This window comes from Paracoccus lutimaris (assembly GCF_003337565.1).
In the GTDB taxonomy this organism is placed as follows: domain Bacteria; phylum Pseudomonadota; class Alphaproteobacteria; order Rhodobacterales; family Rhodobacteraceae; genus Paracoccus; species Paracoccus lutimaris.
In genome coordinates, this window is sequence record NZ_QPJL01000009.1 from 1 (window position 1) to 16,736 (window position 16,736).

A 16,736-nucleotide genomic window follows, 5' to 3' on the forward strand; every position below is an offset into this window, starting at 1 on the left:
GCCGGGACAAAGGCCGAAGCCAACGTCGCCTTCAACTTCTTCGTCGAAACCTACGGCGTGAAATGGGACAAGGCGGTGGCCAAGCTGGTCAAGGATCGCGCGGAGCTGCTGACCCTCTACGACTATCCGGCCGAGCACTGGAAACATATCCGGACGTCAAATCCGATCGAGAGCACCTTCGCCACCGTCCGGCACCGCACCCGGCGAACCAAGGGCTGCCTGAGCCGAAAGACCGGGCTCGCCATGGCCTTCCGGCTGATGATGTCGGCGCAGAAGAAATGGCGGAGGCTCGACGGCCGGAACCGCCTGCCAGAGGTCATCAGCGGGGTTGAGTTCCGCGACGGCGTCCGCCACATTCAAGCTGCCGCCTGATCAAGCGTCACCAACTTTCGAGCATATCTCCGGGGATGGTGCCGACTGGCTCTATGGCGGCGTCGGCAATGACACGCTTTGGGGCGGCAGGGACGAGGGGCGCCTTTTTGGCGGCGACGGCAACGACCGGCTATACGGCTATAACAACCATGACAGCCTGATCGGCGGCGCCGGAAATGATTACATGAGCGGCGGCAATGGCGACGACCACTGCGATGGCGAGGATGGCAATGACGGCATAGAAGGCGCGGAGGGCACCGACCGGATCTATTCCGGCGAGGGAGGGGACACGATCGTCTTCCGCGAGGCAAGCCACAGCGCGGTCGGCGCGGCGCGCGACGTCATCCATGATTTCGACACCCAATACGACACGATCCAGCTTTATGAAATGTTCGACTTCATGGTCAGCATCCCGTTCTGGAACGGCACCTCGGCGGCAGCCTATAGCGTCTGGATCCTCGCGCTTGGCAACAACACGCTGGTGCGCGCCGATACGACCGGCGATGCCGTGGCCGATTTCGAGCTGCTGCTGGCCGGCACCACCGGCGTGACCGAGGACAATTTCATCATCTGACCGCCGCCAGGCGGCACCGGCCAGGCCCGAGCCTGTGCCAGTGCCAATGGGGCGGAAAACACCTGCTTTCCCATCCGGGGCGGCTTCGTCACATCAACCCGTTCAACTAACGAGACATATCCATGGTCACCATCACCGGCACCGATCTTGGCGAAACGATATACGGCGCAATCTCTGCGGATTTCCTCTATGGCCGCGGCGGCAATGACACGATCTATGCGGGCCTGGGCGCGGATGTTCTGGCCGGGGGTCTTGGCGATGACGAGCTTGTTGCGAATGCCGAGAATGACACGCTGTCCGGCGATGATGGCGACGACACGCTTTATGGCGACGCGGGCGACGACAGCCTGTTCGGGGGCAACGGCAACGATAGCGCTGAAGGTGGCGAAGGCGACGATCAACTCATTGGCGGCGAAGGCAATGACCGGCTTTATGGCGAGGACGGCGATGACCGGCTTGTCGGCGGCGATGGCGACGACAGGATCGATGGCGGCATCGGGCACGACACGCTGAGCAGCGGCCTTGGCAATGACGAGATTCTCGGCGGCCTTGGCGACGACTGGCTGACAAACGCAGGCGGCAACGACCGCCTCTATGGCCAGAGCGGTCATGACAACATCCACATCTTCGGCAGCGATGGCAACAGCCGCGCCTTCGGCGGCGATGGCGATGACAACCTGTCCTCAACCGCAACCGGGGGGCACAACCTCCTGAGCGGCGGCGAGGGCAATGACAATCTTTCCTGCGACAACGGGCAAGCCGTCCTGTACGGGGACAATGGCAACGACCGGCTTTCCCTGTCCAACGGCAACGGCACCCTCAACGGCGGCGCGGGCAATGACAGCCTGAGCTGTTACGGGGGCGGCACGGGCCTGTTTCTTGGCGGCGAGGGCGACGATTGGTTCCTTTTTTCCAGCGGCAACACCACCATGAGAGGCGGGGCCGGCAATGACGCCTTTACAAGCGCCGGCACCTCAGATGCCATCTTCCTTGGCGAGGCCGGCAATGACAACCTGAGCGGCGGGAGCGGGCAGGACCGGCTGTTTGGCGGCGACGGAAACGACAGGATCTACGGATATGGCGGCAATGACACCCTCATCGGGGGCGCTGGCGACGATAGATTGAACGGGGGGGCCGGGACCGACCAGCTTTATTCCGGCGCCGGGCAGGACAGCTTCTACTTCTCGAACGCCAGCGACAGCACCGCCGGCACCGGTCGCGACGTCATCCACGATTTCAACAGCCGATCCGACATCATCCACATCTCTGGTCTCGATCACGTTGAATGGAGCCGCGCATCGGCGGCATACGGATTCTGGCTTGTCACCCTGGGCAACAATACGCTGGTCCGCGCCGATACCAACGGCGACGCCGTGGCCGATTTCGAACTGCTTCTGGCCGGCACCACCGCAGTGACGCGAGACGATTTCACCTTCTGATCGCGGGCGCCATGCGAAACATTGCCCGCGCCCCACAGATCGACATGATAGAACCGGTCAGTCCAGTTAACGAGGCACATATATGGTCAGGATCATCGGCACCAATCTAAGCGAAGTGATCAACAGCGGCATTGCGGCGGATCTGCTTTTCGGCCGTGCCGGCAATGACACGCTCAATGGCTATCTTGGCAACGACACCCTGTGGGGCGAGGACGGCAACGACTGGCTGTATGGCAGCCTTGGCGATGACTGGCTTTATGGCGGCCTTGGTGATGACTGGCTTTATGGCGGTGGCGGCAACGACTCGCTTTATGGCGGTGCCGGCAACAACGTGCTTTACGGCGACAACGGTCACGACAGGCTTTTCGGCGAGACCGGAAATGACACGTTCCGCGGCGGCAACGACAACGATTCCCTCTTCGGCAATGACGGCAACGACTATCTCATGGGCGAGCCGGGCAATGACTCGATCTCGGGCGAAAATGGCGACGACAGGCTGCTTGGCCACGAGGGCGACGACATCGTCCTTGGCGGATACGGCAATGACCATGCCTCGGGCGGTGACGGCAATGACACGATCACGGGCGGCCGCGGCAATGACACGCTTTACGGTGACTTGGGGAACGACTCTCTTGGGGGCGACGAGGGTGCGGACAGCCTGTTCGGCGGTGCCGGAAACGACACAATCTGGTCCATGGTCGACGACCTTCTGAACGGCGGAGACGGAGACGACCTCCTGTACACCACGGGTGGCAACACCACCCTGCAGGGTGGTGCGGGGACAGATGTCCTTTCTGTCACGACTGGGGTCAATTTTCTTTATGGCGAGCTTGGTAATGACAGGCTCTCGAGCAGAAATGCAGACTCGATCCTGCATGGCGGCTACGGAAACGACGCCCTCGACGCCTATGGCGGCAACTGCACCCTTATCGGCGCCGAGGGGGATGATGAACTTCTTGCAGTTGGAATGAGAACCCTTCTGGATGGCGGCAACGGCAATGATCGCCTCTGGTCCAGGAACATCCTTTCCAGCAGCAGCGAGACATTGATCGGGGGGGCCGGAAACGACTGGCTGAACGCGGGATACGGTAACAGCCTGCTCAGCGGCGGGAGCGGCAAAGACACTCTCAGCGCCGGAGGAGGCCGTTGCTTGGTCTCGGGCGGGAGTGATGACGATCAACTTAGCGGCGGCAGCGGAAATTCGACGCTGAACGGCGATGACGGCAACGATTACTTTGGCGGCTACTCTGGCAGGGGAAGCGGAAGCGCGACCATGAATGGCGGCGCAGGAAACGATACTATGGCAAGCTTCGCCGCGAGCGACTGGCTTTCCGGGGATGACGGCAATGACTGGGTCTCGGGCGGTGCGCGGAACGACACCCTGTTTGGCGGCAATGGCAACGACAGGGTTGAGGGCGGTGCGGGAACCGACCGCCTCCATGGTGGCGCGGGTAGCGATATGTTCGAGTTCTATGAGGTCAGCGAGAGCACGGTCGGAGCAGGGCGTGATATCATCGTCGACTTCAACAGCCAGGACGACGAAATCAGCCTTTTCTGGCTGCGCGAAGACTCCGCCCCCCGTTTCAGTTGGAGCGGGGAAACGGCCAGTGCCTATGGCGTCTGGGCTGTTGCGCAAGGCAGCAATACGCTGCTCCGGCTCGATCACGACGGCGATGCGGTGGCGGATTTCGAGGTGCTGCTGCTGAACACCCGCACCAGCGATATCACGCAAGACTGTCTCAAGCTCTGACCATGGCTGCGGTGCGGTCTGTCCTCACCGCAGCCTTTCGCCCTGATCAGGCGTCAGCGTCCCAGCCGCTGATCTGCTTGCTGTCCATGAACTCCTCAAGCCCCCAGACGCCGCCCTCGCGCGCGCGGCCCGAGGCCTTGACGCCCCCGAAGGCCGAGCCACGGGCGCGGCTTTGGCCATTCGTCTCGATCATGCCGGCGCGAAGCTGGCGGGCCAGCCGGTTGCGGCGGGCGCCGTCCTGCGTCTGGACGTAGTTGGTCAGGCCATAGATCGTGTCATTGGCGATGCCGAGCGCCTCTTTCTCGGTATCAAAGGGGATGATCGACAGCACCGGGCCAAAGATCTCTTGCTTGGCGATGCTCATGTCATTGTTCACATCGGCAAAGACCGTCGGGCGGACGTAATAGCCGCGATTGACGCCTTCGGGCAGGCCGGGGCCGCCGGCGACCAGACGCGCGCCCTCGTCGATGCCTTTCTGGATCAGCTCCTGAATGCGGTCCCATTGCAGCTTGCTGACCACCGGCCCGATATGGCGGCCGGGCTGATGGGCGGTGGCGACGGGCGTGTCCTCGGCCACCTTGCGGGCCTGCTCGACGGCAGTTTCGTAGAATGAGCGTTCGACCAGCATCCGCGTCGGGGCGTTGCAGGACTGGCCGCTGTTGTAAAAGCAATGCCGCGCGCCGCGCTCGACCGCTTGCGGATCGGCATCGGCAAAGATCAGGTTCGCGCCCTTGCCGCCCAGTTCCAGCGCCACTTTCTTGACCGTGTCGGCGGCGGCCTTGGTGATGGCGATGCCGGCGCGGGTCGAGCCGGTAAAGCTGATCATGTCCACATCGGGATGCACGGAAAGCTGGGCGCCGACGCCCGGCCCGTCGCCATTCACCATGTTATAGACGCCCGGCGGCAAGCCGGCCTCGTCCACGATCTCGCTCCAGACGACCGAGGACAGCGGCGCGATCTCGCTGGGTTTCAGGACCACAGTATTGCCACCCAGGATGGCCGGGATGACCTTCAGCGTGACCTGGTTCATCGGCCAGTTCCAGGGCGTGATCAGGCCGATCACGCCGATCGGCTCCCACGCGACCATGGCGGTGGGGGTGTCGGGGCGCAGCGGGCGGATGAACTCAAAATTGCGGAAGGCGTCGATGAAGGTCTGGATGTGATATTCGCCGGCGCCGGTCTGGTCGCCCAGCGACATGTCCTGCGGGGCGCCCATTTCATCGGTGATCGCGCGGGCCATGTCCGGCGCCCGGCGCTGATAGATCGCAAGGATCTTTTCCACATAGGCCAGCCGCTCGGCCGGGGGCGTTGCCGCCCATGCCGGGAATGCCGCCTTGGCCGCCGCCACCGCCGCATCCGTATCCGCCTGATCCCCCAGCGAGATCACCGCCACGGCCTCCTCGGTCGAGGGGTCGATGACCTCAAGGTCACGGGCCACGACCGGATCAACCCATTGCCCGTCGATGTAGAATTTGCGCTTGTCCGCCAGTCCGCTCATCCGAACCCTCCCAAGGTCTGTGTGCTGGCCGCAAACTGGCACCGCAGGGGCCGGGCTTCAACCCATGGGCGCGGGATCGTGTTTATCACGACCTAACAGATCGTGTTGGACAATCGCGCCGCCATGACTATCTTGGCGCCGCAAATCACCGAAAGGACCGCGCGCCATGTCCCTGCGCATCAACGATATCGCCCCCGATTTCACCGCCAACTCGACCGAGGGCGAGATCCGCTTTCACGACTGGCTTGACGGCAGCTACGCTATCCTGTTTTCGCATCCGCGCGACTTTACCCCGGTCTGCACCACCGAATTCGGCACCGTGGCGCAACTGATCCCGGAATTCGAAAAGCGCGGCACCAAGGTCCTGGGCGTCTCGGTCGATTCGGTCGAGGATCACGGCAAATGGAAGCGCGACATTGAAACCGTCGCCGGTGTCCCCGCGAATTTCGCCATCATCGACGACACGCAGCTGACCGTGGCCAAGGCCTATGACATGCTGCCCGCCGAATACTACCTGCCGGCCGAGGGCCGCACCCCCGCCCATTCGGCGACCGTGCGCACGGTCTTCATCATCGGGCCGGACAAGAAGGTGCGGCTGACCATGACCTATCCGATGTCGGTCGGCCGCAATTTCGCCGAGATCCTGCGGGCGCTGGACGCGGTGCAGGCGACCGATGGCGTGCCGCTGGCCACGCCCGCGAACTGGGTTCCCGGTCAGGACGTGATCGTGGCACTGGCGCTGGACGACGCGGCGGCCGAGGCGAAATACGGGCAATTGGACAAGAAACTGCCCTATCTGCGCTTTGCCCGCGACCCCAGGCGCGCCTGATCCGGCCCGCCGCGCCTTTCGGGGCGCGGCGGCACCGCATCAAGCCGGGACGCGACCTCCCGCCTGCATGCGGCTGCGCAGCCAGCGCGTCATCGGCTGTTCGATCACCGAATAAAGCAGGCACCCCAAGGCGATGCCGATTGCGCCCATGGCCAGAACCTTCAGGTCATATCCGGCATCGGGCATGAGCTTCTGCACCGCCCGATAGGCAACCGGCAGCGCAAAGACCTGCCCCAGATAGATCGAATAGGAGGCCGCGCCGAAATAGCCGCCGATCCGCGACCTGACCTGCGGCAAGAACACCGCCCCCAGCACGATCATCGCCGAGGGGATGCCCAGATAAAGGCTGCGCGGCGCCACCGGCGTGCCAAGGATCGGCAGCAGGAACAGGACCAAGCCCAGCGCAAGGATCACCCCCGCATAGGGCAGATGGCTGCGCGATATCCGTAGCCGCGCGATCAGCATGCCGGCGACAAATTCCAGCACCATATCCTCGACCCAGCCCATGGCCGCCATGAGCGCCAGCACCGGGCCCAGCACCCATGCCACCCGGCGCAAGGGCAGGATCAGGCTGGCCAGCGCGAAAAGCAGATAGAACAGCGCCTCGTATTCCAGCGTCCAACCCACGAACAGGATCGGCCATTCCCTGAGCAACAGCCAGTTCACCATGCCAAAGGACAGCAGGACTCGTTCGGCCGTCACCGGCGGCTGGCCCGCGAATGAGTTCGGCAGCGCCAGCAGCAGCACCATGAAAGTCGCCGTCAGCAGCCAGTAAAGCGGCAGGATGCGCAGGGCGCGGTCACGCAGAAAGGCCCCGAAGGGCCGTTGCGCCCGCGATTGCGAATACATGATCACGAAGCCCGAGATCACGAAGAACAGATCGACGCCGCTTTTTCCCCAAAGGTCAAAGATGCGCTGGATCAGTGGCGGCGCGGCGGGATCGAAGGGCAACCACGGCACGGCATGGTACATCACCACCATGGCAGCAGCGATGCCGCGCAAAAGCTGGACGTTCTGGAACATCGGAACGCAGACCTATTACACAAACACGCGCCCCCATACCCCGCGCGCGCCAGTCGCGGCAAGCATCTCGCGCCGCCGCAGGCGGGACCTTGCCGGGTCTAAAGGAAACCCGCCGCCCTGGCCCGCGCGACGTGATGGCCCAGAAAACTGTCCTCGGGGATCTGGCCGTTGTTTTCGGCTTTCAGGATCTTGTTGATATTGCTGGCGGTCAGATGAACCGCCTTGGTATTCGGGCCGAAGCTGGCATCGGTCAGGTCGCCCGGCGTGACAAAGCGCCGGCAATCGGCAGTCAGGATCGGGTAAAGCACCTCAAGCGGCAGGGCGTATTTCAGCTCATCATGCTGGCGCAGATAGGCGGTCAGGGCGCGCGGCCCGGTCGAGCCCCATGGCCAGCGGTCGATCGGCACGCCGCGCCCCAGCGTCTTGACCCAATATTTCAGCCGCCGCAGACCCTGAATATGCGGCGCGACGCCCCGAGTTTCCGCCGTCAGCTTTGACAGATCGGCCAGAACGGGCGAATCCTTTGGCAGCCGCAGCACGGCGCAATTCACCTGATCGGCCTTTTCATAGCCGTAAATCCGGTCGCCCTGAAAATCAAAGGGCTGCAGCGCGATCATGTCCAGATCGACCCAAGTATGGTCGGTATTCCGCATCAAGGCAAAGCGGAAGAAATTCGAATGCAGCGAGGGCGAGCCCTCGCGCGCATAGGTCGCGATCTTGCGGGCCGGGAACACCTCATTGGCGTCGCGGGCCTGAACGCCCGGCGGCAGATTCACGATGGGCGCATAGCTATAGACCGTCAGCGGGTTGCCCATGCGCAGGAAACTTTCGACCGAGGCCAACTCGATCGGGCCCAGCCTTTCGCCGACCCACAGCGTCGCCAGTGAATTGCGCATCGTTACCCCCGATCCCCGGTCCGAATGAAAAGGCCGGCCCGAACATCGCCGGGCCGGCCCAAAAACTCAAGAAGCCTGACCGATCATTCGGCCTGCGCTTCTTCCTTCTTCTCGGGGGCGACTTCCTCGCCGGTCTCCTGATCGACCATCTTCATGCCAAGGCGGACCTTGCCACGGTCGTCAAAGCCCAGAAGCTTGACCTTGACCTCCTGGCCTTCCTTCAGCAGCTCATTGGGATGGTTCAGGCGCTTGTTGGCGATCTGGGACACATGGACCAGACCGTCGCGCTTGCCGAAGAAGTTCACGAAGGCGCCGAAATCGACCAGTTTCACGACCTTGCCGGTATAGACCTTGCCCTCTTCGGGTTCGGCCACGATCGAATAGATCATGTCATAGGCCTTCTTGATCGAATCGGCATTGGCCGAGGCGATCTTGATGGTGCCGTCGTCGCTGATATCGACCTTGGCGCCCGAAACCTCGACGATCTCGCGGATGACCTTGCCGCCCGAGCCGATCACTTCACGGATCTTGTCGGTCGGGATGTTCATCGTCTCGATGCGCGGGGCATGGGCGCTGAACTCGCGGCGGCCTTCGGTCAGGGCGTGGCCCATCTCGGTCAGGATGTGCATGCGGCCGTCCTTGGCCTGCGCCAGAGCCTGCTCCATGATCGCCGGCGTGATGCCCGCAACCTTGATGTCCATCTGAAGGCTGGTGATGCCGTTCGCGGTGCCGGCAACCTTGAAGTCCATGTCGCCCAGGTGATCTTCGTCACCCAGAATGTCGGTCAGGACCGCATATTTGCCGTCATCTTCCAGGATCAGGCCCATGGCGACGCCAGCCACCGGTGCCTTCAGCGGAACGCCCGCATCCATCATCGACAGCGAGCCGCCGCAGACCGAAGCCATCGAGGACGAGCCGTTCGACTCGGTGATCTCGGAAACGACGCGGATGGTATAGGGGAAGTCCGTCGCCGCCGGCAGAACCGCCTGCAGCGCGCGCCATGCCAGCTTGCCATGGCCGATTTCGCGGCGGCCGGGCGAACCCACGCGGCCAACTTCGCCGACCGAATAGGGCGGGAAGTTGTAATGCAGCAGGAAGTTCGAGCGGAAGTTGCCATGCAGCGCGTCGATGATCTGTTCGTCATCGCCGGTGCCCAGCGTGGTCACGACCAGCGCCTGCGTTTCACCGCGGGTGAACAGCGCCGAACCATGGGTGCGCGGCAGGATGCCGACTTCGCTGTCGATGGCGCGGACGGTGCGGGTGTCGCGGCCGTCGATGCGGGCGCCGCCGTTGATGATGTCACCGCGCAGAATGCCCGATTCCAGCTTTTTCAGCGCCGAGCCCAGATTCGCATCGGCCAGTTCTTCCTCGGTCAGGCTTTCCTTGACCTTGGCTTTCGCGGCGGCCACGGCGTCCTGACGGTCGGCCTTGTCCTTGATCGCGTAAGCCGCGCGCATGTCGGCCTCGCCCAGCGATTTCACGCGGGCATAAAGCGCGCTGTAATCGGGCGACTGGAAGTTGAAGGGCTCTTTCGCGGCGGCTTCGGCCAGATCGATGATCAGGTCGATGACCGGCTGCATGGCGTCATGACCGAATTTCACGGCGCCCAGCATCTCTTCCTCGGTCAGCTCATAGGCTTCCGATTCGACCATCATCACGGCGTCCTTGGTGCCGGCGACGACCAGATCCAGACGCTGCTCGGGGTTCTGGCGCAGCTGGTCCATGTCCTGAACCTCGGGGTTCAGCACGTATTCGCCGTTCACGAAACCGACGCGCGCGGCGCCGATCGGACCCATGAAGGGCACGCCCGAAATGGTCAGCGCGGCCGAGGCGGCGATCATCGCGACGATGTCGGGATCATTGACCAGATCGTGCGACAGCACGGTGCACATCACCAAAACTTCGTTCTTGAAGCCGGGGGCGAAAAGCGGGCGGCAGGGACGGTCGATCAGACGCGCGGTCAGCGTCTCTTTCTCGGTCGGGCGCGCCTCGCGCTTGAAAAAGCCGCCCGGAACCTTGCCGGCGGCATAGTATTTTTCCTGGTAGTGAACGGTCAGCGGGAAAAAGTCCTGACCCGGCTTGGGTTCTTTCGCGAAAGTCACGTTGGCCATGACGCTGGTTTCGCCCAGCGTGGCGATGACCGAGCCGTCGGCCTGACGCGCAACCTTGCCCGTTTCCAGCGTCAGCGTTTCCTGACCCCACTGGATGGATTTCTTCACTTCGTCAAAATGCATCTGATGTCCTCTGGGTGCGCGCCAGCCCTCTGGCCGCCCCTGTCATATCGCGGCCCCATTGCCGCAGCCCCCTGTCCTTTGCGTAGCCCCGGAGGCGCGGGCTTCACGTCGCAGATTGGGGGGCCATACAGCAAAAGTCGGAGTTTGGGAAGTGTTTTGACCCGCCCGCGACCCGCCGGAATGAAAACGCCCGCCCCTTTCGGGACGGGCGCGAAAGCTGGGAAAAGCGCCCCGGCTCAGGCGTTTTTCGGCGCCCGGTATTCGCCCCGGTCGGGGGTGTTGAGGCTGACCAGAACGATGGCGATCCACGAGGCGACAAAGCCCGGGACGATCTCGTAAAGCGTGCTGCTGAGACCGGCGGCAATCCAGACGATCACGACCACCGCGCCCACGATCAGCCCGGCCACGGCGCCGGCGCCGGTCATCCGTTTCCAGGTCAGGGCCAGGATGATCAGTGGACCAAAGGCCGCGCCGAACCCGGCCCAGGCATTGGCGACCAGCCCCAGAACCTGCGAATCCGGGTTCGAGGCGATGATCACCGCGACCCCGCCCACGGCAAGCACGGCCAGACGTCCGACATTGACCAGTTCACGCTCGGTCGCGCCGCGCTTGAAGACGGTGCGATAGATGTCCTCGGTCAGCGAGGACGAGGCGACCAGAAGCTGGCTCGACACCGTCGACATGATCGCGGCCAGCAGCGCGGCGTAAAGGAAACCGGTCACCAGCGGATGGAACAGCAGGTCCGACAGGATGATGAAGATGGTTTCCGGGTCGGCCACGTCCAGCCCGGTCCGCAGCGCATAGGCGCGGCCAAAGACGCCCACGGCCACCGCGCCGATCAGCGAGATGATCATCCAGCTCATGCCGATGCGGCGGGCGGTCGGGACATCCTTGACGCTGCGCACGGCCATGAAGCGCACGATGATATGGGGCTGGCCGAAATAGCCCAGACCCCAGGCCACCGCCGAAAGCCAGCCCAGAAAGGTCACGCCCTTGAACATCGACAGGTAATCCGGATCGACATTGGTCAGCCGCTCGGCCGCCTGATCCACGCCAGCGCCGCCCTGCGTGGTCAGGATCACGATGGGCATGATCACCAGCGCCAGCATCATGATGCAGCCCTGCACGAAGTCGGTCAGGCTGACGGCCAGAAAGCCGCCCATGACCGTATAGACCAGGACCACGCCCAGCGTGACCAGAACGCCGGTCATGTAATCGCCGCCAAAGGCGCTGGCGAACAGCTTGCCGCCGCCGACCAGACCCGAGGCGGTATAGACCGCGAAGAACACCACGATGATGATGGCCGAGACGATGCGCAGCAGCACCGCCTGGCTGGGAAAGCGATTGCCCAGAAAGCCCGGGATGGTCAGGCTGTTGTCATAATCCTCGGTCTGCTGGCGCAGGCGCGGGGCGACGATCAGCCAGTTCAGCCAGGCGCCGACCACCAGACCGATGCCGATCCAGCTTTGCGACAGGCCCGAGACGAACAGCGCGCCCGGCAGACCCAGAAGCAGCCAGCCGCTCATGTCCGAGGCACCCGCCGACAGCGCCGCGACCGAAGGCGACAGGTTGCGGCCGCCCAGCATGTATTCCTCGGAATTCGAGGTCGATTTCTTCCAGGCGTAAACGCCGATGGCCAGCATCAACAGGAAATAGGCCGAAAGGCTGATCCAGACTCCGGTGTCCATATGTACTCCTCCAATCTTCACGAATTTGTGCGGCTTCTGTCATAAAACCTTATAAAAACGAAAGGAGAATTGCCGCTTTCCCCAGAGGCGAGCCGAATTTGGTCGATTCGCCTATAAACAGGCTTCAGAAATCCGAAATGACTACGAATCTGGAAAATTTAGCCAATCCGCCAGAGCAGCATTCGCGCCGGTTCCACGGAATCGGTCGCCGATCCGCCCCGGCATCGCCCGCGGCGAATCCATCTTTTTCTGCTGACCCAGCGTCATGATGACGTGGATAACTGGCCTGACGTCCGTCGATCAGATAGCCTTGGCGGCAGATGACCGCCCCCCGCCCGAGGACCTGCGCATCATGTCCGACACGACCACCGAACTGGCTGAACATTTCGCCGAAATCGAGACCTGGCGCGATGAGGTTCTGGCCCTTCGCGCGCTTCTGCACGCCAGCCCCCTGACCGAGGATTTCAAGTGGCGCGCCCCGGTCTATACCTATGGGGATCACAATGTCTGCATCCTCTGGGCGTTCAAGGATCGCTGCACGCTGGGCTTTTTCAAGGGCGTGCTGCTGACGGACCCCAAGGGCATCCTGAACGCGCCGGGGCCGAATTCACGCTCGTCCCGGACGGTGGATTTCACCGACACCGCCCGCATCGCCGAACTGGCGCCGGTGCTGCGCGCCTATATCGACGAGGCGATCGAGATCGAAAAAGCCGGCCTGCGCGTCCATTTCGCCAAGGACGATCTGGCCTATCCCGAAGAACTGGTCGAGCGGCTGGAAGAGGACCCCGAACTGCAATCGGCCTTCGAGGCGCTGACGCCCGGCCGCCGGCGCGGCTGGCTTTTGCATTTTTCCTCGGCCAAATTGCCGCTGACGCGCGCCACCCGCATCGACTGCGCCGTGCCCCTGATTCTTGCCGGCAAAGGCATGCACGACCGCCCATAGGGTGCGCGCTCGGCACGCACCGCACCCCCGGCCTGCCGGGCCAGCAATGCGGGGCTTACGAAACTGTCAGCCCCTCGGTCGAGGCAAAGAACATTGCCTGACTGACGGCGGAACAGACCTGTTCCTCGGAATAGGGTTTTGAGATCAGGAAGGCCGGCTCGGGCCGGTCGCCGGTCAGCAGCCGCTCGGGGAAGGCGGTGATGAAGATCACCGGCAGATCGCCCATATCGGCCAAAAGCTCATTGACCGCATCGATCCCGGACGAGCCGTCGGCAAGCTGGATATCGGCAAGGATCAGGTCCGGGCGCTCGCGCTGCGCCAGTTCGACCGCGGCGCGATGGGTGCGGGCGACGCCGGTCACGCCGTGGCCCATGGCCTGCACGATGCCCTTCAGGTCCATGGCGATGATGGTCTCGTCCTCGATGATCATCACCTTGCCGGTCACCGCCTGGCTCATTTCGTCCAGCGCGATCTGGACCAGCTGCTCGGCCTCGGATTGCGGGCATTGCATGACGGCGGCGATCTGGTCGTAACGCAGTTCCTCGATGGTGCGCAGCAAAAGCGCCTCGCGCGAGTTCGGGGTCAGCGTGCGCAGATGCGCCTGCACGCGCGCCTCGCGCGGGGTGGCGGCGCCGGTTTCGACCGGCTGGCCCGAACTTTGCCAGATGGCGTGAAACGTGCGGAACAGCGCGATGCGGGTTTCCTCGCCCGCCATCAGGCTGCGATCGCTCAGAATGGCCTCCAGCGTGGCGGCCGCGTAATTGTCGCCGGCGGTCTGGCTGCCGGTCAGCGCCCGCGCATAGCGGCGCAGGAAGGGCAGCTCCCGGCTGATGGACTGGGCAAGATCAGCTGCGGTCATGGCTTCCTCGAAAAAAACGTCGTCAGACGGAACCTGACCGGATACCTATCGGTTAGACAGGGTGCGCACAAGATTTTCAGGAATAACTAAAAAATGAATACCGGGCGTGAGGAACGCAGACGAGCCGCGATAGAAAAGCAGATCGACGAGAATCTGCGGCGCGTCTATGAACAGGAAACTTCCCAGCAGATCCCCGACCGATTCCTGCAACTGCTGGACAAACTGCGCGAGCAGGAGTGAGTGCATGACCGACCCGAAGCCGGCGCAACGCGCCCGTCCCGGCCCTGCTGATCCGCGCGATGAGCTGGTCGACCATTTGCCTGCGCTGCGCGCTTTCGCGCTGTCTTTGACCCGTGACGGCTCGTCGGCGGACGATCTGGTGCAGGACACCATCGTCAAGGCCTGGACCCATATCGACAAGTTCCAGCCCGGCACCAACCTGCGGGCATGGCTGTTCACCATCCTGCGCAACACCTTTTATTCCGCCCGCCGCAAGACCCGGCGCGAGGTCAGCGACACCGATGGCATCCATGCCGCGCGTCAGGCGACCCGCCCCGATCATGACGGCCGGCTGGCGCTGAACGATTTCCGCGTCGCCTTCGGGCAACTTCCCGACGAACAGCGCGAGGCGCTGATCCTGGTGGGCGCCTCGGGCTTTTCCTATGAGGAAGCCGCCTCGATGACCGGCGTCGCGGTGGGCACCGTCAAGTCGCGCGCCAATCGCGGCCGCCGCCGTCTGGCCGAGCTTTTGCATCTGGAGGATGGCGAGGCGCTGGAAATGACCGATCACGCCACGCTGGCGGTGATGGCGCAGAACGCCCCGGTCATGCGCTAGGGGATGACCTCGTGCTGCGGCGATGGCTGGACAGGCTGGAATTCACCAAGGGTCTGGGCTTTCGCCTTGGCGGGCTTTTGTCCGTCGCCATCCTGCCCATCGGCCTGATCTCGGTCATCCAGACGCTGCATCTGTCGCGCGAATACGAACGCTCGTCCGAAATCGCGCTGCTGGGCCGGACCGCGACGGCGGCGGCAGGGGAACGCGCGCTGTTGCAGGGCGCCTTGGGCACCGCCGATGCGCTGGGTCCCGCCGTCCTTGAGACGATGAACAACCCCAAAGCCTGTTCCGACATCATGCGCGGCTTTGTCCAGCGCACGGTGAACTTTGTCTATGCCGGCTTTACCCGGCTGGACGGGGTGACGGAATGCTCGTCGGTGCCGGGGGTGCATGATCTGTCGCAGAACGCGGCCTTCAAGCAGTTCTCGGAAAGCCCCGGCACGCTGGTCACGACCAGCATGGGGGGGCTGGCCACCGACCGCGCCGTGGTGGTGGTGGTCCAGCCGCTGTATCGCGGCGTCGATCTTTTGGGCTATGTCTCGGTCTCGATGACCCATGACCTGCTGCGTTCCAGCCATGTCTCGGCCATGGGGACCGAGGGCGCGCGCATCCTGACCTTCAACACGCAAGGCCAGATCCTGTCATCGGACAGCGACAGCGAGGACGATCTGGCGCAGGTGCTGCCGCGCGGCCAAAGCCTGCCCTCGCTTTTGTCGCGCAGCGAGACGACCTTCCGCGACTATTCCAATTCCGGCGAAAGGCGGGTTTTCAGCGTGGTGCCGGTGGTGCCGGGGCTGGTCTATGCGCTGGGATCGTGGAACCGCGCCGAAAGCGGCATCGGCGGCATCGACATCACCCGGCGCACGGCGCTGATCCTGCCCCTGATCCTGTGGGCGGCCTCGCTGGTCGTGGCCTATTTCGCCGTCTATCGGCTGGTCCTGCGCCATATCCGCGAACTTCGCGGCCAGATGCGGCGCTTTGCCATCGGCGACCGCTCGACCCCGCCGCCGGTTCTGGCCGACGCCCCCGCCGAGATCGAGGACATGAGCCAGACTTTCCACAACATGGCCCGCATCCTGATCCGCGACGAAGAGGCGATGGAGGCCTCGGTCAACGAAAAGACCGTGCTGCTGAAAGAGGTCCATCACCGGGTCAAGAACAACCTGCAACTGATTGCCTCGATCATCAACATGCAGATCCGCGTCATCGACCATGACGACGCGAAACGGGTGCTGCGGTCGGTTCAGGACCGGGTGGCGTCGCTGGCGACGATCTATCGCAACCTTTATCAGGCCGAGCATCTGGATTCGGTTCAGGCGGACCTGTTGATCCGCGATATCATCAACCAGATGGCCAATGCCTCGGTCGGCCCCGGTGCGGGGCTGCGCATCGATACCCAGCTTGAACCCCTTGTGCTGATGCCCGATCAGGCGGTGCCGCTGACCCTGCTTGCGACCGAGGCCTTTACCAATGCGCTGAAATATTCCGGCGCCTCGGACCCCAAGGCCCAGCCCTGGGTGCGGGTCAGCCTGCGCGCGGACGGGCCGAAATCGGCGGTGCTTGAGGTCGAGAATTCGGTTGCCAAGACCACTGAGGCCGAGGGCACCGGCCTTGGCAGCCAGCTGATCGAGGCCTTTGCCACCCAGCTTGGCGGCACGGCGGAACAGGAAATCTCCGAGGCCCGCTTTCTGTTCCGGCTGCGCTTCAAAGTGGATCGGGTCAGCAAGCGCAGCGATCCGGCCGAACCGCCGCAGGTGGTGCTGACCTCGGCCGCGCGGCCGGGGGCGCGGCATTAG

General features: G+C 63.6%; 15 protein-coding genes. 9 read left to right on the top strand and 6 right to left on the bottom strand.

Translation table 11 applies throughout. From position 1 onward, the window contains the following. The 4 genes from DFP89_RS09655 to DFP89_RS09670 all read left to right on the top strand — a co-directional run. Positions 1–372 (top strand): transposase (locus tag DFP89_RS09655; RefSeq protein WP_181870300.1); only part of this gene is annotated, 372 nt, incomplete at its 5' end. Next, entirely contained in the window at positions 329–946 is a 618-nt protein-coding gene (locus DFP89_RS09660; protein ID WP_114349182.1) for a calcium-binding protein, read from the top strand. The genes DFP89_RS09655 and DFP89_RS09660, both read left to right, overlap by 44 nt. Positions 947–1,068: 122 nt before the next feature. Next, complete coding sequence (locus tag DFP89_RS09665) at positions 1,069–2,385, top strand: calcium-binding protein (RefSeq protein ID WP_114349183.1); 1,317 nt, start codon at positions 1,069–1,071, stop codon at positions 2,383–2,385. A gap of 82 nt (positions 2,386–2,467) precedes the next feature. Next, positions 2,468–4,135 carry a calcium-binding protein gene (locus DFP89_RS09670; RefSeq protein WP_114349184.1) on the top strand — a complete coding sequence of 556 codons (1,668 nt, stop codon included), beginning with the start codon at positions 2,468–2,470 and terminating at the stop codon, positions 4,133–4,135. A gap of 46 nt (positions 4,136–4,181) precedes the next feature. Here the strand turns inward: DFP89_RS09670 and DFP89_RS09675 are convergent, their stop codons facing one another. Next, positions 4,182–5,633, bottom strand: a complete 1,452-nt coding sequence (locus tag DFP89_RS09675) for an aldehyde dehydrogenase family protein (protein WP_114349185.1) — start codon at positions 5,631–5,633, stop codon at positions 4,182–4,184. A gap of 166 nt (positions 5,634–5,799) precedes the next feature. On the opposite strand from DFP89_RS09675, the gene DFP89_RS09680 reads away from it, so the two are divergent. After that, positions 5,800–6,462, top strand: coding sequence for a peroxiredoxin (locus DFP89_RS09680; RefSeq protein ID WP_114349186.1), 663 nt, complete (start codon positions 5,800–5,802; stop codon positions 6,460–6,462). 39 nt (positions 6,463–6,501) lie between these two features. Here the strand turns inward: DFP89_RS09680 and DFP89_RS09685 are convergent, their stop codons facing one another. The 4 genes from DFP89_RS09685 to putP all read right to left on the bottom strand — a co-directional run bounded on the left by DFP89_RS09685 (position 6,502) and on the right by putP (position 12,303). Next, a complete protein-coding gene (locus DFP89_RS09685; RefSeq protein ID WP_114349187.1) occupies positions 6,502–7,485 on the bottom strand; it encodes an acyltransferase family protein in 984 nt (327 codons plus the stop codon). A 98-nt stretch (positions 7,486–7,583) separates the two neighbouring features. Continuing rightward, positions 7,584–8,381: a hypothetical protein gene (locus tag DFP89_RS09690; RefSeq protein WP_114349188.1), complete on the bottom strand. Its 798-nt coding sequence runs from the start codon at positions 8,379–8,381 to the stop codon at positions 7,584–7,586. An 83-nt stretch (positions 8,382–8,464) separates the two neighbouring features. Further along, positions 8,465–10,615: a polyribonucleotide nucleotidyltransferase gene (gene pnp, locus DFP89_RS09695; protein ID WP_114349189.1), complete on the bottom strand. Its 2,151-nt coding sequence runs from the start codon at positions 10,613–10,615 to the stop codon at positions 8,465–8,467. A 236-nt stretch (positions 10,616–10,851) separates the two neighbouring features. Continuing rightward, positions 10,852–12,303 (bottom strand): sodium/proline symporter PutP, encoded by a 1,452-nt coding sequence (gene putP / locus DFP89_RS09700; protein WP_114349190.1) that lies wholly within the window; start codon positions 12,301–12,303, stop codon positions 10,852–10,854. 352 nt (positions 12,304–12,655) lie between these two features. Here putP and DFP89_RS09705 point away from each other — a divergent pair, with 352 nt between their 5' ends. After that, positions 12,656–13,246: a YdeI/OmpD-associated family protein gene (locus tag DFP89_RS09705; RefSeq protein ID WP_114349329.1), complete on the top strand. Its 591-nt coding sequence runs from the start codon at positions 12,656–12,658 to the stop codon at positions 13,244–13,246. Positions 13,247–13,301: 55 nt separating this feature from the next. Here DFP89_RS09705 and DFP89_RS09710 read toward each other — a convergent pair whose 3' ends face one another. Next, the gene (locus tag DFP89_RS09710; protein WP_114349191.1) at positions 13,302–14,105 is read right to left on the bottom strand and encodes a response regulator; all 804 of its coding nucleotides are present in this window, start codon (positions 14,103–14,105) and stop codon (positions 13,302–13,304) included. Between the two features lie 93 nt (positions 14,106–14,198). Between DFP89_RS09710 and DFP89_RS09715 the strand changes: the two genes are divergently transcribed. Genes DFP89_RS09715 through DFP89_RS09725 form a run of 3 tightly spaced genes read left to right on the top strand, consistent with a single transcriptional unit; the run spans position 14,199 to position 16,736 of the window. After that, entirely contained in the window at positions 14,199–14,345 is a 147-nt protein-coding gene (locus DFP89_RS09715; RefSeq protein WP_114349192.1) for a NepR family anti-sigma factor, read from the top strand. A gap of 4 nt (positions 14,346–14,349) precedes the next feature. Next, on the top strand, positions 14,350–14,940 hold the full coding sequence (locus DFP89_RS09720; RefSeq protein WP_114349193.1) for an RNA polymerase sigma factor: 591 nt from the start codon (positions 14,350–14,352) through the stop codon (positions 14,938–14,940). 11 nt (positions 14,941–14,951) lie between these two features. Further along, complete coding sequence (locus DFP89_RS09725; RefSeq protein WP_114349194.1) at positions 14,952–16,736, top strand: sensor histidine kinase; 1,785 nt, start codon at positions 14,952–14,954, stop codon at positions 16,734–16,736.